Genomic DNA, 20628 nt, shown 5'->3' with positions numbered 1-20628 from the left:
CGCTGTACCTGTTGTGAAATACTGCGAAAATCAGGCGGGGAGGCGATCAAAAGCGGAATGAATGTTGAAGTCAGACAGCATTTCGCCACCCTTGCCGTGGCCGTCGCACGCAATCGTGACCAGGCCGCCTTTTCGGAACTCTTCGACTTTTTCGCGCCCCGGCTCAAATCCTTCTTGATGCGGCAGAATGCCAGTGTCGCGGAAGCGGAAGAGGTCGTGCAGGAGGTGATGGTCATTCTCTGGCAGAAGGCCCATCTCTACAACCCGCAAAAATCCTCGCTTTCGACCTGGCTGTTCCGTATCGCCCGCAATCGCCGCATCGATGCGGCCCGCAGGCATCGCAACGGAACGCTCGATGCGCATGAGCCACTGCTCCTGCCGGTTGCGCCACAGGCGCCGGATGCTGTGATTGAAAGCGAGAATCGCGAACAGATCGTCCGGATCGCGCTGACACAACTGCCTGTCGAGCAGGTTACCCTGATCCAGATGGCATTTTTCTTGGGTCAGTCGCACTCGGAGATTTCCGCCGCCACCGGCCTGCCGCTCGGAACCGTCAAGTCCCGCATCCGCCTCGCCTTCGGCAAGTTGCGGACGCTGCTTGAAGCGGGTGGTGTGGACAGTGCGTATTGACGTTGCTTAATCGGGAAGCTTGTCCTTCAAGGTCTCGTCTGCCTTGATATAATGTTTTTCCTTGATCTGGCCGCTGATGGCGGCAAAAGCGGCCGTCAAAACGGCGATGTCGTCGGAAAAGCCGACCATGGCCAGAACATCCGGGATGAGATCGAACGGCATGACGAAATAGGCGAGCGCCCCGAGCAGGATGCCGCGCGTGCGCAGCGGCGTCGTGGGGTCCATGGCGCAGTAATAGGCGGCAACGACGTCGCGGCTGAACGGCACCTGCCGCATCGCCCGCTTCAGGGTCGGCCAGAACCGGCGCTGCACCTTGCGGGCCTTCGCCTCCTGCTCGCTTTCCTCGCCTGGCAGCAAAATCTCGCCGATCTTGATGTCATCCATCTTGTTTGTCCCATCCGTCATGGAAAATCATATGGTGAGCAGGGCGCGGATTTCAAATGGCGCTCTTTCAAAAGCCCTATTTAAGGTGGTCGGGCATCCGGCCCGCCGCTGCCCTGTCCATCCTGGCGGCAAGCTTGAAGTCCAGCTCGGTCAGCCCTTGTGAATCATGGGTGGTGAGCGTGACGTCCACCTTGTTGTAGACATTGAACCATTCCGGGTGATGGTTCAGTTTTTCGGCCGAGATCGCGCTTTCGGTCATGAAACTGAAGGCTTCGACGAAGGTCTTGAAGCGGAAGGCTTTCCAGATCGACAGCCCATCGTCGGAAAGCACCCAGCCCTCCATTTTCGAAAGGTTTTCGGCAACGGCCTCCTTGGCGAGCTTTTCCTGTTTCATGGCACAATCCCTCCAGTTCTTTTGACAGCGGCAACCGGTATTTCCAGTTCCACAACGCGGCAGCCGGATATAGGTTCAACCTTTTCCCGGGCCTGTTGGATAGCATGAAACCTGTCAGAATTCTGTTCGTCTGTCTCGGCAATATCTGCCGCTCACCCTTGGCCGAGGGTATTTTGCGGCATGTCGCAGGGGATGGTCTGGTGGATGTTGATTCGGCCGGTACCGGTGGCTGGCATACCGGCGATCCGCCGGATCGCCGCTCGATCGCCGTTGCACGCAAACATGGGATCGATATTGCCGGTCAGCGCTGCCGGAAGGTCCAAGCCGGTGATTTCGAAGCCTTCGATCTGATCTTTGCGATGGACCGCAGCAATCTGGCCAATCTTCGCGCGCTGGCTCCGCCCGAGGCACAACACAAGCTGCACCTGTTTCTCGACTATACGCTGGGGACTGCCCGCGATGTGCCCGACCCCTATTATGAGGGGCCGGAAGGCTTCGAGACCGTCTACGAGATGCTTCTTCAGGGATGCAGGTCGCTGACCGGCAAGCTGGAAGAACGCTCGTAGAGCGGAAAGACTTCTTCGGTGACATACGGGCCGCCACCGACGGAATCGCGGGACGATAGAAGCACGAAGCGCGAGACGGTGAACGGGTTGGTGTAGAAGCCACCGCGGCCGGAGAGATAGCCGACCACATCCTCGACCCGCGAAGACCGCAACCGCCCAAGCGTCACATGCGGGGTGAATTTGCGGGGATCGGCGGGCAGACCGAGCCGCTGGCAGATGCGCTCGATTTCGGCCTGGAGGGCATAGAGTTCCGGCGGGTTGCTGACACCAGCCCAGACAGAATGCGGTTTTTTCGAACCGAAGGCGCCGGTGCCGGTCAGTTGCAGCTGGAACTCCGGGCGTTCGATGCGGTCGAGCCGGTCGACGATTTCGTCGGCTGTGCGGTTTTCGACGTCCCCGATGAAGCGAAGAGTGATGTGGTAATTCTCCACATCGATCCAACGGGCACCGGGAAGACCACCACGCAACAATGAAAGGCTCATTGCGGCATTACGCGGTATCTCGAGGGCGGTGAAAAGTCTCGGCATAACGAGCTCCCCGAATCTCTTGAAGATAACCCAGCGAATCATGCTTGCCATCTGGAAGCAATTATAATTTCGCACCTGCAATATTTATCCAACGCCATTAACAGATGCTGAACAAGACAATCGTTCCTGGTTGGTTGGCGTCAGCCTCCTGTCGACAGTGATTGAAGGAAGCGTTCCGCGGATGGCAGGAAGCGTTCGACCATGACGCCGATGCCGTCACCGTTCGGGTGCATGCCGTCCTCGATTTTCAGCTTGGCGTCCTCGACAACGCCGTCGAGGAAGAACGGATAAAGCTCAAGGCCGTTGGTCTTGGCAAGTTCCGGATAGATCGGATTGAACCGCGCGGCATAGTCGGCGCCCATGTTCGGCGGCGCCATCATGCCGACCAAAAGCACGGCAATGCCGCGCGACTTCAGCTTTTCAATCATGGCGACAAGGTTCTTGCGGCTTTCCTCGGGCGCGATACCGCGCAGGGCATCGTTGGCGCCAAGTTCGAGAATGACGCCCTTGGTGCCATCCGGAACCGACCAATCGATCCGCGCCAGACCGCCGGATGTCGTGTCGCCGGAGACGCCTGCATTGCTGATCGTCACGTCGTGGCCCTTTGCACGCAAGGCTTTTTCCAACCGGGCCGGGAAGGCATCTTCGGCCGGAAGCTGGTAGCCGGCCATCAGGCTATCGCCGAAGCCGACGAGGTTAATCGGTTCGGCGCGGCTGATTGCCGGCACGATCACAATCGCCGTGATCGCCAACAAAAATGTACAGAAACCTTTTATTCGCATGAACGTGCCCTTAAATCGGTAAAAGTCAGCCGCTCCGGCAACCTTCATATTGTACATATAGGACAGTTTCCTTTGGCAAAAACCATGATCGAACTGAAAAATGCGGATCTGACCCTCGGCCAGGCCGCTGCGTCCGTTCATGTGCTCAAGGGTATGGATCTCGTCATCGATGCGGGAGAATCTGTCGGGATCGTCGGTCCGTCCGGATCCGGAAAGTCGACCTTGCTGATGGTTTTGGCGGGGCTGGAACGCCTCGACAGCGGCGAGATCGTTATCGACGGCACGCCTTTGCATGGCCTGAGCGAAGACCGGGTGGCGGAGTTTCGCGGCCGCAATATCGGTATCGTCTTCCAGTCCTTCCATCTTATCCCCAACATGACGGCGCTGGAAAACGTTGCCGTGCCACTTGAACTTGCCAATGTCCGCGATGCGTTCGAGATCGCCCGGCAGGAACTGATCTCCGTCGGCCTGGGCGAGCGGCTGTCGCATTATCCCGGCCAACTATCGGGTGGCGAGCAGCAGCGCGTTGCCATTGCCCGGGCGCTTGCACCATCGCCAAAACTTCTGATCGCCGACGAGCCGACAGGCAATCTCGATGCCGAAACCGGCAAGCAGGTCGCCGATCTGATCTTCTCCAAGCAGGCCGAGCGCGACATGACCCTGGTTCTGGTCACCCATGACACGTCGCTTGCGGCCCGCTGCTCGCGCCAGGTGCGCGTCCGTTCCGGCGAGATCGTGTCCGGCTCCGGTCATGAGCCATCCGCTTCCGCTTCGCTGTCCAAGGTCGCGTCCGCATGAGGGCCGCTGCTTTCGGCGGTTTCCGTCTTGGACTGGCCTTCCGCTTAGCGCTGCGCGAAATGCGCGGCGGTCTGCGGGGGTTCTATATCTTTCTCGCCTGCGTGGCGCTGGGAACGGCGGCGATCGCCGGGGTCAACTCGCTGTCGCAGTCGATCACCGGCTCGATTGCCAGCCAGGGCCGCGAGCTTCTGGCGGGCGATATCCGCTTCGAACTCAACAACCGCGTCGCAACCGACGAGGAAAAAGCGTTCATCGATAGCCTTGGCGCGGTCTCCGTCTCGTCTGGCCTGCGCTCGATGGCCCGGCTTCCGGATGGCTCAAACCAGGCGCTGGTCGAGCTGAAAGCCGTTGACGGTGCCTACCCGCTTTACGGCACGTTTGACAGCGAACCGGCGGCACCGCTTGGCGATATGATCGCTGAAGACAATGGCGTTTACAAAGCACTTGCCGCGCCGCTTCTGCTTGAGCGTCTTGGCATCCAGACAGGCGATGAGATCCTGCTCGGGACCGCGCGCGTCCGTGTCACTGGCACCATTGTGCGCGAACCGGATGCCCTTTCGGACGGTTTCGGGTTTGCGCCGCGCCTGCTGATCTCCAAGCAGGCCCTTGACGCCTCCGGTCTCGTACAGACGGGCAGCCTGGTCGAGCATACCTACAAGGTGAAGGTCGCCGACAGCTCCAGCGTGCCGGCCTTGCGCAGGCAGGCGGAGGAAAAGTTTCCGCAGGCCGGATGGTCTGTTCGTACCAGCCAGAACGCCGCCCCTGCACTGACTGCCAACATCACCCGCTTTTCGCAATTTCTCACCCTTGTCGGGTTGACAGCTCTGATCGTCGGCGGCGTCGGTGTCGCCAATGCCGTGCGCTCCTATCTCGATTCCAAGCGCGGCGTCATCGCCACGTTCAAATGTGTCGGCGCCCCGGCCTCGATGGTCACGACCATCTATCTTATCCAGATCCTGCTGATTGCCTTTATCGGCATCGCTATCGGGCTGATACTTGGCGCGCTCATTCCGTTCATCGCGGCGCAATTCCTTGCGGGTGTGCTACCGGTATCGACGGCGTTTGAGCTCTATCCGGGCGCACTTGGTCTTGCCGCCGTGTTCGGCCTTTTGACGTCGCTCGCCTTCGCCATCCTGCCGCTCGGCCATGCGCGCGAAGTGCCGGCGACCGCACTGTTTCGTGAACAGGGGTTCGAGCGCGCGCGTCTGCCGTCCTGGCCCTATCTGGTGGCTGCTGCTCTTTGCCTCGGGGCTTTGGCAGGCCTTGCGATCTTTACGGCCTATGACCGCAAGATTTCGCTGACCTTCCTGGGTGCCATCGCCTTTTCGTTCGTCGTGCTGCGCGGTGTCGCCATTCTGGTCGCCATGCTTGCCCGCCGCGCGCCGCGCGTCAGTTCGCCGGCCCTTCGGCTTGCCATCGGCAACATTCATCGCCCCGGCGCGCTGACACCCTCGGTGGTGCTGTCGCTCGGCCTTGGCCTGGCGCTTCTGGTGACACTGGCGCTGATCGACGGCAATCTACGCCGCGAACTGACAGGCAATCTGCCGGAACGGGCACCGAATTTCTTCTTCGTCGATATCCAGAGCGCCGAGGTCGAGGGTTTCCGCTCCCTGCTGCAGACAAGCCTGCCGGAGGGCAAGGTCATCGAAGTGCCGATGCTACGCGGTCGTATCCTCGCCTTCAACGGCCAGGACGTGACCAAGATGAACGTTCCGGCTGCCGGTCAATGGGTGCTGCGCGGCGACCGAGGCATCACCTATGCCAAAAACAAGCCCGAAAATTCGACATTGACCGAGGGCGAATGGTGGGCACCGGATTATACCGGCGAGCCGCTGGTGTCGTTTTCGTCGGAAGAGGCCGGTGAACTCGGCCTGAAGATCGGCGATACCGTCACCGTCAATGTACTTGGCCGCAGCCTGACGGCCCGGATCGCCAACTTCCGCAAGGTCGAGTGGGAATCCCTGTCGATCAACTTCGTCATGGTGTTCTCGCCCAACACCTTTGCCGGTGCGCCGCATGCCTGGCTTGCCACCGTGATCGATCCGGGTGCGACAGCGCAGGAGGAGGCAGCCACTCTGAAGGCCGTCACCAATGCTTATCCGACGATCACCAGTGTCCGGGTCAAGGATGCGCTTGATATCATCAACGTGCTGGTCGGCCAGCTGGCGACAGCCATCCGCGCTGCCGCTGCTGTCGCCCTCGTCGCGTCGATCCTGGTGCTTGCCGGGGCGCTTGCGGCCGGCAACCGGGCACGCACTCACGATGCCGTGGTCTTGAAAACACTGGGTGCCACACGCTCGACACTGATCCGCGCGTTCTGCTACGAATATGCCATCCTCGGGCTGTCGACGGCGATCTTTGCGCTGTTTGCCGGCGGGGTCGCGGCATGGTTTGTGGTTAGCAAAATCATGAGCTTGCCGTCGTCCTTCCTGCCGGATGTGGCGCTGATCACCATGGCTGTCGCCTTGATCGTCACGGTCGGTTTCGGCCTTGCAGGCACCTGGCGGGTGCTCGGGCAGAAGGCCGCACCCGTGCTGCGCGAGCTCTGATTGCCCAGTTAACCGTTAACGCTAACCCCCGAAAGCCCTGAGAATCCGCTTTTCGACGGATTCTCAGGCACGTCGGTCTTGTGCAAGTCGTATTTCGACATCATATTCACCACAGGCATGCTGGAGCCCCGCAGCGGCGCCTGGGTTAAGTGGCTGGCACCCTCGAGGATGCGCCTTTACCGCCCGACACCGTAAACTTAACCGGGGCTTTTAAAGAGGAAACAATGGCTGATCTTAGAAACTACCAAACCCGAATGTCGCCTGCCGGCGCACAGGCGGGGGCCGTAATCGACGAAGGTCTGCGCACCTATATGCTCAAGGTGTACAACCTGATGGCCCTCGGTCTGGCAATCACCGGTATCGCTGCCTATGCTGCGTTCCAGTTCGCGTTTGCGGACGGGCAACTGACAGCGTTCGGCCAGGCGATCTATGTGAGCCCGCTGAAGTGGGTCGTCATGCTCGCACCGCTGGCTCTGGTGTTCTACATGAGCTTCCGCATTAACTCGATGAGCGTATCCGCCGCGCGGACGACCTTCTGGGTCTATGCCGGCCTGATGGGTCTCTCGCTGTCGTCGATCTTCCTGATCTACACCGGCCAGAGCATCACCCAGACGTTCTTCATCACCGCCGCTTCGTTCGGCGCTCTGTCGCTCTACGGCTACACCACCAAGCGTAGCCTGTCGGGCATGGGTTCGTTCCTGATGATGGGCCTGTTCGGCCTGATCATCGCCTCGATCGTCAATATTTTCCTCGCCTCCTCGGCGCTGAACTTTGCGATCTCGGCTATCGGTGTTCTGATCTTCGCAGGCCTCACCGCCTACGATACCCAGAAGATCAAGGAAATGTACTTCGAAGCAGACAGTGAAGATGCTGCTGGCCGCAAGGCCATCATGGGCGCGCTGACGCTGTACCTCGACTTTATCAACCTGTTCCTGTTCATGCTGCGCTTCCTCGGAAACCGCAATTAATCGGGAACTAGGTACTTCTGAAAAGGCGGCTTCGGCCGCCTTTTTTGTTGCCTGCATTTTGGCAAAGCCGCACGCTTGAATGGCTGAATGCGATATGGCAGAGGAGGGACACTCTTCCAGACAGGTCTGCCCATGTCCTTTATCCTGCGCGATGCGACCCTATCGGACATCCAGGCCATCACCGCGATCTATCAGGACTCCGTCCTGAACGGAGTCGCCTCCTATGAGATGACGCCGCCGGGCGAAGCCGAAATGGCCTCGCGCTTTTCTGTCATCACCGGCAATGGTTATCCTTATATCGCTGCGGTCGATGCGGACGGCATCCTCCTGGGTTACGCCTATGCCTCGGCATTCCGGACCCGCACCGCCTACCGGTTCATGGTCGAGGATTCGATCTATTTGGCGCCTGATGCACGCGGCCGTGGCGTGGGCAGAGCCTTGCTTGCCGACCTGATCCGGCGCTGCACGATGCTTGGTTTCCGGCAGATGGTCGCCGTCATCGGCGGCGCGCATCCGGCATCGGTCGCGGTCCATCGTGCAGCCGGTTTCGAGCATGGCGGGTTGATGAAGGGTACGGGTTTCAAGCACGACCGCTGGCTGGATACGATCATCATGCAATTGCCGCTCGGCGAGGGGCTGACGACCGATCCTGAGCCGGGCGTCTACCCCGATACGCTCTACCGGGGCTAACTCAGGTCTTGATAACCTTCAGCATCTTGTCGAAAACTTTGAGGACCTGCTGCAGGTCGTGGCCACGCTTCAAGATCATGCCGTGCGTATTGGCGACGCTGAAGGCGCCTTGCTTGGCTGAAAGTTTCGGGTTCTTTTCGATCCGGAACAGCGGCATTTCACCCGAGCGCTTGAATACCGAGAAGACCGCCTTGTCGCGCAGATGGTCCATCGCATAGTCGCGCCATTCGCCTTCGCCGACCATGCGGCCATAGACCCTGAGGATCATATCCAGCTCGCGGCGGTGGAAAGTGATGGGAAGTGTGTCCTGATTGCTGCTGCGATATTCGTGCAGATTAACAACCACATCGGACGATTTCTGCCTTTCGGAACGGGTCTCGCCTTGCGGCAAATCCGGCTGATCAGTCATCGGTACTCCGGCCTTTTATTGTGACAGGACGGTTACAGTTTGCCTGACCTTGGCTGAAATGCAAGCAGCAGGCCGGGCGAAATAGGGGATGGCTTTTTTCACCGTGCCGCATTTCAAACAAACCGACGCCCCATTTGACAAGGAAACTCGCGCTTGCTGGCACGAGGGAGTCCTTCCGAGTGTCGGCCTGCATGTCTGTTTGGGATTTTCTGTCTCGAGCGTGTGCAGCAATGGAGCGGCTAGCCAAAGCGTCCTTCGGGCGCGGTTGCTCCGGACGCCATGTCGATCGGGTGCTGTCTGCGCCTGCAAAACATGGCCGGTTCGGTCCGGCATCTTCGAACCCTCAGCCCCAGCCCCTCGATGCTGCCGGGCCGAACCAGATTATCCGTCAGTTGGCGGTTTTATCCGCCATGACGGTCGTGGCGCCGACGATGGCGCCGGGCGTTTCACTGTCCTTCATCTTCTGCAGCAGCACGGCACAGCCGCCGTTTTCGCCCTCATTGAGGATGGAAGCGGGCAGTACGAAACTGGCAGGCTTGCCGTCCCACATGCCGATCGTCTGGATGTCTCGGACGGAGTGCCAGTAGGAAATCTTCTTGCCGCTGTTTTCGCCCTTCTTGACGTCGACAAGCTGCTGCCGGTTGAAATAGACGACGACGACATTGGCCTTGCCCTCGCCCGCGCCTATCTTGATGTCGATCTCGTCCTTGCGGACGCTGGCGGAGACCGGAACGGCGAGACCTTTTCCTGCATCATTCATCGCCGAAAGGCGATTGTTGATGCCGTCTATATCGGCGCCATTGATGTGGTCGCGGCCGTTGAGCACCGCCTGTGGCGTATAGACACCGCTGCGGCCGAGCATTTTCGCATAGGCATATTGCCGGGCTGTGTTGTCCTTAGAAGCCAGCGTATCGGTCCAGCCGAGATAATTCCAGTAATCGACGTGATAGGACAGCGCCACGACCTTGCCGTCGTCGATCAGCGTCTTCAATGCCGCGTCCGCCGGCGGGCAGGAGGAGCAGCCCTGGCTGGTGAACAGTTCCACGACGCCTGCCGGCTTCACCATATCTTCGGCCACAGCTGGCATCGCCATGAGGCCAAGGCCACAGGCGAGCATGATGCGGCGAACGGTGCTTGATCCAGACATCGGGACTTCCATTTCAAGGGTGTAGCATTTCAACGGGCGGTATCTCAGCGGTGTTGTACATCTGTACAGTCTCTGTTGGCATCCTTCATACGCCGCTCCCCTTTCAACGGAAAATCACGTTGGAGTGAGGCTTGCGGCTCCGGTAATCACAAAAAAAGCCGGGGCTTGTGAAAGCCCCGGCTCCATTCATGCCTGCATCAAAGATGCATCAAGCAGCAGCCAGGTCGCGCAGAACAGTCTGCAGGATGCCGCCATTGTTCATGTAGGTGACCTCATCGAGCGTATCGATGCGGCAGACCAGCGGAACATCCTTCACCGTGCCATCGGCATAGGTGATCCTGGCGACGCGCTTTTCGCGCGGCTGGACATTGGCGAGACCGTCGATCGTGACGCTCTCGTCGCCCTTCAGGCCGAGCGATTCCCAGGTCGTGCCTTCCTCGAAGACGAAGGGTACGATGCCCATGCCGACCAGGTTGGAGCGGTGGATACGCTCGAAGGACTGGGCGATCACGGCCTTGACGCCGAGCAGGTTGGTGCCCTTGGCGGCCCAGTCACGCGACGAGCCGTTGCCGTATTCGACACCGGCGAAGATGACCAGCGGCACACCTTCGGCCTTGTACTGCATGGCGGCGTCGTAGATCGACATCTCTTCCTTCGAAGGATAGTGGATCGTGTAGCCGCCTTCCTTGCCGTTCGGTCCCATCATGTGGTTGCGGATGCGGATATTGGCAAAGGTGCCGCGCATCATCACTTCATGGTTGCCACGGCGCGTGCCGTACTGGTTGAAGTCGGCAATGCCGACGCCATGGTTGATCAGGTAAGCACCGGCAGGCGACGCTGCCTTGATCGATCCAGCCGGCGAGATGTGGTCGGTGGTGATCTTGTCGCCGAACAGGCCAAGGACGCGGGCGCCCTTGATGTCGGAGATGCCCGAACCGGTCTTGCCCATGCCGACGAAGTAGGGCGGGTTCTGGACGTAGGTCGAGTTGTCATCCCAGGCGTAGGTCTGGCCTTCGGGAATCTGGACGGCCTGCCAGTTGGCGTCGCCCTTGAACACGTCGGCATATTTCGATGCGTAGAGTGCGCGGGTGACGTATTTCAGGATGTATTCCTGGATTTCCTGCGATGTCGGCCAGACGTCCTTGAGGAACACCGGCTGTCCATCGCTGCCGATGCCGAGCGGCTCGGTGGTCAGGTCCTTCTGGACCGTACCGGCGAGCGCATAGGCAACGACCAGCGGCGGCGAAGCGAGGTAGTTCGCCTGAACGTCCGGCGAGATACGGCCTTCGAAGTTGCGGTTGCCCGAGAGAACGCCGGACATGATCAGGCCCTTCTCGTTGATCGTCTTCGAGATCGGCGCCGGCAGCGGGCCGGAATTGCCGATGCAGGTCGTGCAGCCGAAACCGACGAGGTTGAAGCCCAAGGCATCCAGCGAATCCTGCAGGCCGGACTTGGACAGATACTCGCCGACAACCTGGGATCCAGGTGCGAGCGATGTCTTGACCCAAGGTGCTGTCTTCAGGCCCTTGGCAACGGCGTTGCGGGCGAGAAGGCCGGCAGCGATGAGAACGCTAGGGTTGGACGTGTTGGTGCAGGACGTGATGGCGGCAATCGCCACGTCGCCGTGACCGATATCGTAATCCGCGCCTTCGACGGCATAGCGCATGTCGAGCTGGCCCGGCTTCTTGTATTCGCCTTCGAGCGAACCGGCGAAACCGGACGCGATGTTTTCGAGCGGAATGCGGCCTTCCGGACGCTTCGGGCCGGCCATGGCCGGAACGACCTGACCGAGATCAAGCTCGAGCGTGTCGGTGAAGACGAGGTCGGCACCGTCATTGTCACGCCACATCCCTTGCGCCTTGGAATAGGCTTCGACCAGCGCGATGCGCTGTTCTTCGCGGCCGGACATGGTGAGGTAGTTGATGGTTTCCGAATCAACCGGGAAGAAGCCGCAGGTTGCGCCATATTCCGGACCCATGTTGCCGATCGTCGCACGGTCGGCCAGCGTCATGTTGTCGAGGCCGGAACCGAAGAATTCGACGAACTTGGAAACGACGCCCTTCTTGCGCAGCATCTGCACGACCATCAGCACGAGGTCGGTCGCGGTGACGCCTTCCTTGAGCTTGCCGGTCAGCTTGAAGCCGATGACTTCAGGCAGGAGCATGGAGACGGGCTGGCCGAGCATGGCCGCTTCCGCCTCGATACCACCGACGCCCCAGCCGAGAACGCCCAGGCCATTGATCATAGTCGTGTGGCTGTCTGTGCCGACGCAGGTATCCGGATAGGCGGTGATCTCGCCGTCTTCTTCCTTCGTCCAGACGGTCTGGCCGAGATACTCAAGATTCACCTGGTGACAGATACCGGTGCCCGGAGGAACCACGCGGAAATTCTTGAAGGCCTGCTGGCCCCATTTCAGAAAGCGGTAGCGCTCGCCGTTGCGCTCGTATTCGAGCTCGACATTGCGGGCAAAGGCCGTTGGCGTGCCGAATTCGTCGACGATGACCGAGTGGTCGATGACGAGGTCGACAGGAACCAGCGGGTTGATCTTTTCCGGATCACCACCGAGCGAAACCATGGCGTCGCGCATCGCGGCCAGATCGACAACGGCGGGAACGCCGGTGAAGTCCTGCATCAGCACGCGGGCCGGGCGGTAGGCGATTTCATTTTCTTCGCGGCCCTTGTTGTTCAGCCACTCGGCAACGGCCAGGATGTTCTCCTTGGTGACCGTTCGGCCGTCTTCGAAGCGCAGCAGGTTCTCAAGCAGAACCTTCATCGAATAGGGAAGCTTTGAAACGCCGGCGAGGCCGTTTTCTTCCGCCTTTGGCAGGCTGTAATAGACATAGTCTACGCCGTTGACGGAAAGCGTCGAACGACAATTAAAACTGTCTAGGGATTTGGACACTGGAATACCCCGTTCCGTTAGATCGCCAAAACGTGACGCACGAACGCCCGAACGCATTTAAAGCGCGATATGGGATGCGGGTACGGCCATTTCCGCTGTCCGTACGTGGAAATCATTCCAAGTTCGGCGCTAGGATGAAATTCACGCCGACCGCTGGCGTGTTGGGGCGGTTATAGATAATTTCTCCGGAACGTGCCAGACCATCCGTCCTCAATTTGAGACAATTTTTTTGCGCTGCGACGAACGTCGTAAAGGGAATGTGAATGCCGATCCGCTTGCGTGTCGAAGGCCTCAGTGCGAAACGCGGTGAGGACCTGATTTTCCACGATATTTCGTTCGTTCTTGCGGCCGGAGAAGCGTTGATTGTCACCGGTCCGAACGGGTCGGGCAAGTCGACATTGCTGCGCGTTCTGGCGGGGCTTCTGGCGCCCGAATCCGGCGCTGTGCGGCTGGATGATACAGCCGCCGATATCGGTCATCCGCGCGAGCTTTGCCACTATCTCGGTCACCGCAATGCAATGAAGCACGAGCTGACCGTTGAAGAAAATCTCTCCTTCTGGAAATCCTTCATGGGTGATTCGGCAGGTGGCTCCGGCATCGGCATTGAGGAGGCCACCGAAGCACTCGGCCTTGGCGGAATTTCGCATCTTCCCTTCGGTTACCTCTCGGCCGGACAACAGCGGCGCATGGCGATGGCCAAGCTGCTGGTCGCCTACCGGCCGGTCTGGATCCTCGACGAGCCGACGGCCGCACTCGACGCGGCGGCGGACCGGCTGTTTGCGGGCCTGGTGGAGCGGCATCTGGAGGCAGGCGGTCTTGTCGTTGCCGCGACGCATCAGCCGCTGGGGGTGACTGCGCGGGAGTTGCGGATGACGGGGTTTGCGGGTGTGGGGGAATTGGTTTGAGTATGGTTTGCCTGATGAAGACCCCTCCCCAACCCCTCCCCACAAGGGGGAGGGGTTCCTGCGCTGAAACCCCTCGCTCAAATTTGTGGGCTTTCGCCGCAAATGTGCGCGATTGTCTGGCGAGGCCGGTGCTCCGGGTTAGTCCCTCCCCCTTGTGGGGAGGGGTTGGGGAGGGGCCTTTGCCACGCGCACGATCCGAACAGGCCGCATTATGATCGCCCTCTTCCTCCGTGACCTCAAACTCTCCATGCGCGCCGGTGGCGGTGCGCTGATCGGCGTCCTGTTCTTCATGACGGTCGTTGCCGTGGTACCTTTTGCCGTCGGTCCCGATCTCAATCTTCTGTCCCGCATCGGCCCGGCAATCCTCTGGATCGGTGCGCTGCTTGCCTCGCTGCTGGGCCTCGACCGGCTGTTTCAGGCGGAACGCGAGGATGGGTCGCTGGACCTGATGCTGATGCAGGAAACGCCGCTGGTGCTGACGGTGCTGGTGAAGTGCCTGGCGCACTGGACGGCGAGCGGGTTGCCGCTGGTGATTGCTGCACCGCTACTCGGGCTGTTCATGAATATGAGCGAGGTGGCCATCGGCGCAACCATGCTGACGCTGCTGGTGGGCACGCCTGCCATCACGTTCATCGGCGCGACTGGCGCTGCCGTCGCTGTAACCTTGCCGCGTGGCGGGCTGCTGGTGTCGATCCTGGTTCTGCCGCTGGCGATCCCGGTGCTGATCTTCGGCGTCAGTGCCGCCTATGCCGCCGTTCAAGACCCGGCGCCATTTCTGCCGCCGCTGCTGATCCTGATCGCCATTACGCTGTTCTTTGCTGTCATCGGGCCCTTAGCGGCTGCCTTGGCGCTGCGGTCTGCATCGGACTAGGTGGACGCCGGTGCGACCTGCGCGCCCTTTGAACGCGCGGCGCTCTGACGCAAATGTGATTGATACCCCTTTATTGAAGAGAAGCCCGTTGCACGCTAAAGAACCATCATGAGCGAAAACAGTCTGGCCATTCGAAAATTCAGCGATCTTGCCAACCCGACCCGGTTTCTGGCCTTGGCGGCCCGTCTCCTGCCGTGGTTTGCCGGTTTGACGGTGCTGCTGTTTGCCGCTGGGCTCTATCTGTCCTTCACCACCGAAGGCGATTACCAGCAGGGCGAGACGGTGCGCATCATGTATGTGCATGTGCCGGCCGCCTGGCTGTCGATGATGTGTTATTCGGTGATGGCGCTTTCGGCACTCGGCACGCTGGTTTGGCGCCATCCGCTGGCTGACGTTGCCGCCCGGGCTGCGGCTCCGATCGGCGCGTCCTTCACCTTTCTGGCGCTGGTCACCGGTTCGCTCTGGGGCAAGCCGATGTGGGGCACCTGGTGGGTCTGGGATGCGCGGCTGACCTCGGTCTTCGTGCTATTCCTGATGTATCTCGGGCTGATGGCGCTCAACCGTGCGATGGACGAGCCCGGCAAGGCCGCCAAGGTTTCGGCCGTCTTGATCCTCGTTGGCTTCGTCAATATCCCGATCATCAAGTTCTCGGTCGAATGGTGGAACACGCTGCACCAGCCGGCAAGCGTTCTGAGGCTCGGCGGCTCGGCGATCGATCCGGAGTTCCTGCGGCCGCTTTTGGTGATGGCGGTTGCCTTCACCATGCTGTTCTTCACGCTGCACATCGCCGCCATGCGCAACGAGATCTGGCGCCGCCGGGTGACCTCGATGCGCCGTCAGGCCGCCCGCGGCGCCGGCCGGGAGGTTTGAGCCGATGATGACCCACACCACCTATGTTCTTGCCAGCTATGGCATCGCCACCGTTACCGTGCTTGCCCTGATCCTCTGGGTCTGGACCGACGGGCGGGCGCGGCGCCGCGAATTGCAGGCGCTTGAAGCCGCCGGTATCCGCCGCCGCTCAGCGCAAGCCGGAGACCTACAATGAGTATCGAGACCCCCGCCACGCCCGAAGCCACCCGGCCGGGCAAGTTGCGTATCGTCTTTGCGCTGTTGCCGCTGTTGATCTTTGCCGGGCTTGCCGTGATTTTCTGGAGCCAGCTCGATTCCGGCCGGAGCATCAGTGAAATTCCGTCTGCGCTGATCGGCACCAAGGCGCCATCGCTCGATATGCCGCCGCTCGAGGGCGCGACGTTCAAGGGCGCGCCGATGCCGCCGCTCACCGATGCGGCGATCAAGGGCAAGCTGACGCTGGTCAATGTCTGGGCATCTTGGTGCGTGCCCTGCCGCGAGGAAAATCCGATCATCCTCGAACTGGCCAAGGATTCCAGACTGACGGTGGTCGGGATCAACTACAAGGACCAGACCGAGAATGCGCTGCGGTTCCTGGGCGAACTCGGCAACCCCTTTTCCGCCGTCGGCGTCGACCCACGCGGCAAGGCGGCTATCGACTGGGGTGTCTACGGTATTCCGGAATCCTACCTCGTCGATGTGTCGGGAGCGATCGTCTATAAACGGGTGGGGCCGTTCGATGAGCGAAGCCTGAAGGAAGGCCTTTATCCGGCGATCGAGAAGGCTACGGCTGAGAATAAGTAAATAGGGTTCTGTTCCCCAGTCTCCGTCATGCTCGGGCTTGACCCGAGCATCCATTCGCCAAAGATGTTCAACGTGAATGGTTGAAGTATGGATCCTCGGCTCAAGGCCACTGCTGTCCGGTTTAAAATCCCAACCCGCTCAAGGTCATCTGTCCTGTGTCGTTTGATGGGCTGGGTGGTGGCTTTGTGAGGCTGTCGGTTCGGCGGCGATGCATGAGATTGGCGCGCACGAGGCGGGCGAAGGCGAGCGGACTCTGGACGTTTGTCTGATCGGCCTGGGCCATGCGCAACAGCAGATAGGCGATGAGGGCGGCGGCAATCTGGATACGGACCGCGTTCTCGCTATTGCCGAGAAAATGCCGGATCTTTAGCGTCTGCTTGACCCAGCGGAAGAACAGTTCGATCGCCCAACGGCGCTTGTAGAGATCGGCGATCTCGTCCGCTGGCGCATCGAGATCGTTGGTGAGCAACCGCAAAACCTTGCCTGTTTGTGTCCTGACACTGATCTCGCGCACGGGATCGCCAAACGGGTTCTTGCGGTTTTTCGCCTGGCGGGCTGGCAACAGGCCGATGCGGTCGGACAGGATGGTGCCGTTGCTGTTGAGCGGTTGTTCGCGCGTTACGGCCAGCGGCGTATGCGACTTGAACCGCGTGACGATCCGGCATCCGGCCTTGTCCATTCTGGCCCACCAGCCGAAATCATAATAGCCGAGATCGAAGACATGGGTGGCGCCCGCTTCGATCGGCATGACCTTGGCTGCGGTGATGTCATTGACATTGGCAGGCGTCACCGCCGCGTAGATCGGCCGTTCGGCCAGCGCATCATAGACGATATGGACCTTGGCACCGCAGGCCTGATGGGAAAACTGCGCCCAGTCGCTTCCCGCTCCACTCAGGCGGACCCCAGTCGCGTCGATCAGATAGGTGGCCTCACCGGCCGCCCGGCGCAGGCCGCGTCCTGCCCTTGCCACCAGTTCAGCAAACAGGCCGGCAAACACCGCGCTTGAACGCTTCGCATTGGCGTCGGCAAGCGTCGAGCGCGAGGCCGGACGCGCACCGAGATGGTAAAGACGCGCCGCATGACTTTCCAAACCGCCGGCGATCTCGCGCAAACTCACCGCACCGGCCAATTGGCCGTACAAAAGGGCGATCAACTGTGTCCGCGTCGAGAGCCGCCGAACATGTTTGTCGGCCCCATGTTCCTCCACAAGCCTGTCAAAAGCCGACCATGGAACGCGCTTCAAAAGATCATGAAAGACGCTATTGTGATGCCGCACGGGGTTGCTCCTCCTTCGTGTTCGAGATCGTCGCCAAACGCTCGAATACGAGTAGAATCAACACCGTGCACTATGTCTACAAAATTTAAACCGGACAGCAGTGGCTCAAGGCCGAGGATGACATGAGCGTGTTGTCGGTCTCAGCCGGGCGATAACATCAAAGCGCGCCTTGCCACGCCTTCACCGCGTCCAGCGGATAGACCAGCATTAGCACGTTGAGCGTCAAATTATCGCGGATCAGCCAGCCGGTGAAAATCTCGAAGAAGATGGCGATGGCGACCGTGACTGCGACCGGTGCACGGCGGGCGAAGAAGAAGCCGAGCGCCATGAACACCGTGTCCATCGCCGAGTTCAGAATGCTGTCGCCGTAATAATCGAGCGAGATGGTCGCGGTGCGGTAGCGGTCGATGATAACAGGGGAGTTTTCGAGAAGCTCCCAGCCGGATTCGATCACCAGCGCCAAAAGCAGCTTTGCCGCCAGTGGTTTGCCGCGCAGGGTCAGATGGGCAAGCCCGTAGAACAGGAAGCCGTGGATAATGTGCGACGGCGTGTACCAGTCGGCCAGGTGCTGCGAATTGCCCGGGCCGTTGGCATTGGGCTCGAACAGCTTGATATAGCCGCATTCGCAGATCGGCGTGCGGCCCATCCAGTATTCGATGACGATCTGGAGGATGAGGACGCCAGCGCAGGCGGCAAGCCAAAAGGTGGCGGCACGCGGCGAACGGTTTTCGGCCGGTACCAGGGTGGTCACTTCGGCGTATCCTGATCCAGCGAGTGCTTCATGATGATCGGCATCTGCGACAGGGTGAACAGCACTGTGATCGGCATCGTGCCCCAGACCTTGAAGGCGACCCAGAAATCAGTCGAGAAATTGCGCCAGACGACTTCATTGAGGACGGCGAGAACCAGAAAGAAGATGCCCCAGCGAATGGTCAGCTTGCGCCAGCCTTCCTCGTCGAGCTTGAAGGCGGAATGGAAGACATAGCCGAGCAGCGACTTTCCAAACAGCAGGCCGCCGAGCAGAATGACGCCGAACAGGGTATTGATGATGGTCGGCTTGATCTTGATGAATGTGTCGTTCTGCAGCCAGAGAGTGAACGCGCCCATGATGAAGACGACAATGCCGGAAATCAGCGGCATCATCGGCAGGGTGCGGGTCAAAATCCAGGACGCGGTGAGCGCAATCGCGGTCGCCGCCATGAACAGGCCGGTGGCGATGAAGATCGGGCCGCCCAGTTCCGTCAGCGCCGGAAATTCCCGCGCCAGCCACTCGCCGCGCGAATTGGCAAAGAAAAAGACCACCAGCGGCCCCAGCTCCAGCACCATTTTCAGAAGCGGGCTGATTTCCTTGCGCGGCTTGACCGCCTCGATCGATGACATAGTGACGTCCTTAAAGCGGTTATCGTGCATGCCCGGTATGCGGGCTATTCGTCTCTCTCGTCGTCATCCTCGGGCTTGACCCGAGGATCTACCCGCAGTGCGACGCATGATCGTCGGCATTTCAGCCCAGCGTTTTGGTCCTCGGGTCAAGCCCGAGGATGACGGAGTGCTGGGTGGCCCCTATAACATCAGCAAAAAGGCAAAATGATATCCGGGTCAATGGGGAATCCCGGCGATGGCCTCGGCAAAGTCCTTGGCCTCGAACGGTTCCAGATCGTCCACGCCTTCGCCGACGCCGATGAAATAGACCGGCAGCTTATGCTTGGCGGAGATCGCGACGAGGATGCCGCCGCGCGCTGTGCCGTCGAGCTTGGTCATGATCAGGCCGTTGACGCCGGCAATATTGCGGAAAATCTCGACCTGGTTCAATGCGTTCTGGCCGGTGGTGGCGTCCAGCGTCTGCAGCACCGTGTGCGGCGCATCGGGATCGAGCTTGCCGAGCACACGGACAATCTTTTCCAGCTCCGCCATCAGTTCCGTGCGGTTCTGCAGGCGGCCGGCGGTATCGATAATGAGCACGTCGCTCTTCTTCAGCCGTGCCTGTTCGAATGCCTCATAGGCAAGACCTGCGGCATCCGCGCCGAGTTTCGAGGAAACGATGTCGGACTTGGTGCGCTCGGCCCAGATTTTCAGTTGCTCGATGGCGGCGGCCCGGAACGTGTCGCCGGCCGCGAGCATGACTTTGAGCCCGGCGCCCGAAAGTTTGGCCGCGAGCTTGCCGATGGTGGTGGTTTTGCCGGTGCCGTTGACGCCGACGACGAGGATGACGTGTGGCTTATGCGACAGATCGAGCTGCAGCGGCTTAGCGACAGGCGCCAGAACCTTGGTGATTTCGGCAGCCATGATGCGGGAAACGTCCTCGCCGCTCACATCCTTGCCATAACGCTCGGAGGCCAATGTGTCGGTGATGCGCAGGGCCGTTTCGACACCAAGGTCGGCCTGGATCAGCAGGTCTTCCAGATCCTGCAACGTCTCGTCGTCGAGCTTGCGCTTGGTGAAGAGCGCGGTGATCTGGCCGGTCAACTGCGACGAGGTGCGGGAAAGACCCTGGCGCAGGCGCTGGAACCAGGTGAGTTTCTGCTTGGGCGCTTCCGGCGCTGGCTCGACCGCGCGGCCGGTGGCAAAGCCCTTGGGGAGGATGGGGGCTGCAACCGGTGTTTCGGAGATCGGCTGTGACGTGGTTTCGGTGAGGTCAGCGGCTCCCGAGAGCGCGGAAAGTTCCTGCATTTCATCAGCCGCATCAGGCTGCAGTGGCGGAGCATCAGCCTCCATCTGATCTCCCCCCTTGTGGGGGAGATGTCCCGAAGGGACAGAGGGGGGTGTCACGTTTTCCTCAGTCGCAGACGCTTCGGCTTCCGCCTCCAGCAAAGACAGCGGGATCAGGCCGATATCGCCGATCTCTTCGACAGCAGGAAGAATCGCCGGTGTGTCGTCCACGTTCTCGGCAGAGGTAACCGTCTCATCCACGAATTCAGGCGCATCGTGGGTATCAGCAGACGGCCCTCCCGCCGTATCCATTTCTTCCGGCAGGACGGGATCTTCGGCGACCGGCAGATCTTCGGTGCGGGAATGCGGTTCCAGTTCGGCTTCGATCGCCCGGGTTTCTGCGGGGCTGAACGTCGATTCCGCCTGGTCCATGACCGCATCTGCCGCTGGCGTCGCAGTTGGCTCGCCTTCGACCGGCTTGTCCTTGCCGAACGTGAAGACCTTTTTCAGAAAGCTGAGCGCCATTTGAAT

22 protein-coding genes are annotated in these 20628 nt (G+C 60.4%); 11 read left to right on the top strand and 11 right to left on the bottom strand.

What is annotated here, in order from left to right; translation table 11 throughout:
- Window positions 1–57: 57 nt before the first annotated feature.
- Window positions 58–630: a sigma-70 family RNA polymerase sigma factor gene (locus ACQY8Q_RS10680; protein WP_428426561.1), complete on the top strand. Its 573-nt coding sequence runs from the start codon at window positions 58–60 to the stop codon at window positions 628–630.
- A gap of 6 nt (window positions 631–636) precedes the next feature.
- Here ACQY8Q_RS10680 and ACQY8Q_RS10675 read toward each other — a convergent pair whose 3' ends face one another.
- Together ACQY8Q_RS10675 and ACQY8Q_RS10670 are read right to left on the bottom strand one after the other, a co-directional pair.
- Window positions 637–1014, bottom strand: a complete 378-nt coding sequence (locus ACQY8Q_RS10675; RefSeq protein WP_428426560.1) for a YkvA family protein — start codon at window positions 1012–1014, stop codon at window positions 637–639.
- 76 nt (window positions 1015–1090) lie between these two features.
- Complete coding sequence (locus tag ACQY8Q_RS10670; RefSeq protein ID WP_428426559.1) at window positions 1091–1408, bottom strand: 4a-hydroxytetrahydrobiopterin dehydratase; 318 nt, start codon at window positions 1406–1408, stop codon at window positions 1091–1093.
- Window positions 1409–1512: 104 nt separating this feature from the next.
- On the opposite strand from ACQY8Q_RS10670, the gene ACQY8Q_RS10665 reads away from it, so the two are divergent.
- On the top strand, window positions 1513–1974 hold the full coding sequence (locus tag ACQY8Q_RS10665) for a low molecular weight protein-tyrosine-phosphatase (protein WP_428426558.1): 462 nt from the start codon (window positions 1513–1515) through the stop codon (window positions 1972–1974).
- Here the strand turns inward: ACQY8Q_RS10665 and thpR are convergent.
- Complete coding sequence (gene thpR, locus ACQY8Q_RS10660) at window positions 1929–2501, bottom strand: RNA 2',3'-cyclic phosphodiesterase (RefSeq protein WP_428426557.1); 573 nt, start codon at window positions 2499–2501, stop codon at window positions 1929–1931. The two genes, ACQY8Q_RS10665 and thpR, sit on opposite strands and share 46 nt — an antisense overlap.
- A 140-nt stretch (window positions 2502–2641) precedes the next feature.
- Complete coding sequence (locus tag ACQY8Q_RS10655; RefSeq protein WP_428426556.1) at window positions 2642–3283, bottom strand: arylesterase; 642 nt, start codon at window positions 3281–3283, stop codon at window positions 2642–2644.
- Window positions 3284–3355: 72 nt separating this feature from the next.
- Between ACQY8Q_RS10655 and ACQY8Q_RS10650 the strand changes: the two genes are divergently transcribed.
- The 4 genes from ACQY8Q_RS10650 to ACQY8Q_RS10635 all read left to right on the top strand — a co-directional run bounded on the left by ACQY8Q_RS10650 (window position 3356) and on the right by ACQY8Q_RS10635 (window position 8288).
- Entirely contained in the window at window positions 3356–4081 is a 726-nt protein-coding gene (locus ACQY8Q_RS10650; protein ID WP_428426555.1) for an ABC transporter ATP-binding protein, read from the top strand.
- Window positions 4078–6630 (top strand): ABC transporter permease, encoded by a 2553-nt coding sequence (locus ACQY8Q_RS10645; RefSeq protein ID WP_428426554.1) that lies wholly within the window; start codon window positions 4078–4080, stop codon window positions 6628–6630. The genes ACQY8Q_RS10650 and ACQY8Q_RS10645 overlap by 4 nt, the downstream gene beginning before the upstream one ends.
- Window positions 6631–6854: 224 nt before the next feature.
- A complete protein-coding gene (locus ACQY8Q_RS10640; protein ID WP_113241751.1) occupies window positions 6855–7598 on the top strand; it encodes a Bax inhibitor-1/YccA family protein in 744 nt (247 codons plus the stop codon).
- 132 nt (window positions 7599–7730) lie between these two features.
- Window positions 7731–8288 (top strand): N-acetyltransferase family protein, encoded by a 558-nt coding sequence (locus tag ACQY8Q_RS10635; protein ID WP_428426553.1) that lies wholly within the window; start codon window positions 7731–7733, stop codon window positions 8286–8288.
- A gap of 1 nt (window position 8289) precedes the next feature.
- On the opposite strand, the gene ACQY8Q_RS10630 is transcribed toward ACQY8Q_RS10635, so the two are convergent.
- From ACQY8Q_RS10630 to acnA, 3 genes are all read right to left on the bottom strand, one after another.
- On the bottom strand, window positions 8290–8697 hold the full coding sequence (locus ACQY8Q_RS10630) for a DUF2794 domain-containing protein (protein ID WP_428426552.1): 408 nt from the start codon (window positions 8695–8697) through the stop codon (window positions 8290–8292).
- 388 nt (window positions 8698–9085) lie between these two features.
- Entirely contained in the window at window positions 9086–9790 is a 705-nt protein-coding gene (locus ACQY8Q_RS10625; protein ID WP_428429746.1) for a DUF1223 domain-containing protein, read from the bottom strand.
- A 262-nt stretch (window positions 9791–10052) separates the two neighbouring features.
- Window positions 10053–12746: an aconitate hydratase AcnA gene (gene acnA / locus ACQY8Q_RS10620; protein ID WP_428426551.1), complete on the bottom strand. Its 2694-nt coding sequence runs from the start codon at window positions 12744–12746 to the stop codon at window positions 10053–10055.
- 269 nt (window positions 12747–13015) lie between these two features.
- Here acnA and ccmA point away from each other — a divergent pair, with 269 nt between their 5' ends.
- The 5 genes from ccmA to ACQY8Q_RS10595 all read left to right on the top strand — a co-directional run bounded on the left by ccmA (window position 13016) and on the right by ACQY8Q_RS10595 (window position 16175).
- Window positions 13016–13651 carry a heme ABC exporter ATP-binding protein CcmA gene (gene ccmA / locus ACQY8Q_RS10615; RefSeq protein WP_428429745.1) on the top strand — a complete coding sequence of 212 codons (636 nt, stop codon included), beginning with the start codon at window positions 13016–13018 and terminating at the stop codon, window positions 13649–13651.
- Window positions 13652–13862: 211 nt separating this feature from the next.
- A complete protein-coding gene (ccmB, locus tag ACQY8Q_RS10610; protein ID WP_428426550.1) occupies window positions 13863–14522 on the top strand; it encodes a heme exporter protein CcmB in 660 nt (219 codons plus the stop codon).
- A 108-nt stretch (window positions 14523–14630) separates the two neighbouring features.
- Complete coding sequence (locus ACQY8Q_RS10605; RefSeq protein ID WP_428426549.1) at window positions 14631–15392, top strand: heme ABC transporter permease; 762 nt, start codon at window positions 14631–14633, stop codon at window positions 15390–15392.
- A 4-nt stretch (window positions 15393–15396) separates the two neighbouring features.
- Window positions 15397–15567: a heme exporter protein CcmD gene (gene ccmD, locus ACQY8Q_RS10600; RefSeq protein ID WP_428426548.1), complete on the top strand. Its 171-nt coding sequence runs from the start codon at window positions 15397–15399 to the stop codon at window positions 15565–15567.
- Window positions 15564–16175, top strand: coding sequence for a DsbE family thiol:disulfide interchange protein (locus ACQY8Q_RS10595; protein ID WP_428426547.1), 612 nt, complete (start codon window positions 15564–15566; stop codon window positions 16173–16175). The genes ccmD and ACQY8Q_RS10595 overlap by 4 nt, the downstream gene beginning before the upstream one ends.
- 121 nt (window positions 16176–16296) lie before the next feature.
- Here the strand turns inward: ACQY8Q_RS10595 and ACQY8Q_RS10590 are convergent, their stop codons facing one another.
- The 4 genes from ACQY8Q_RS10590 to ftsY all read right to left on the bottom strand — a co-directional run bounded on the left by ACQY8Q_RS10590 (window position 16297) and on the right by ftsY (window position 20622).
- Window positions 16297–17451, bottom strand: a complete 1155-nt coding sequence (locus tag ACQY8Q_RS10590) for an IS4 family transposase (RefSeq protein WP_428426546.1) — start codon at window positions 17449–17451, stop codon at window positions 16297–16299.
- A gap of 157 nt (window positions 17452–17608) precedes the next feature.
- Complete coding sequence (locus ACQY8Q_RS10585) at window positions 17609–18193, bottom strand: DUF2585 domain-containing protein (RefSeq protein ID WP_428429743.1); 585 nt, start codon at window positions 18191–18193, stop codon at window positions 17609–17611.
- Window positions 18194–18198: 5 nt separating this feature from the next.
- Complete coding sequence (locus ACQY8Q_RS10580) at window positions 18199–18831, bottom strand: septation protein A (protein WP_428426545.1); 633 nt, start codon at window positions 18829–18831, stop codon at window positions 18199–18201.
- A gap of 216 nt (window positions 18832–19047) precedes the next feature.
- Entirely contained in the window at window positions 19048–20622 is a 1575-nt protein-coding gene (gene ftsY, locus ACQY8Q_RS10575) for a signal recognition particle-docking protein FtsY (RefSeq protein ID WP_428426544.1), read from the bottom strand.
- Between the last annotated feature and the right edge of the window lie 6 nt (window positions 20623–20628).

Origin of the sequence: Pararhizobium sp., assembly GCF_965279435.1 — a bacterium.
Lineage (GTDB): Bacteria > Pseudomonadota > Alphaproteobacteria > Rhizobiales > Rhizobiaceae > Pararhizobium.
Note: the sequence above shows the minus strand (reverse complement) of the source record. Positions and strands in the feature narration are given on the sequence as shown.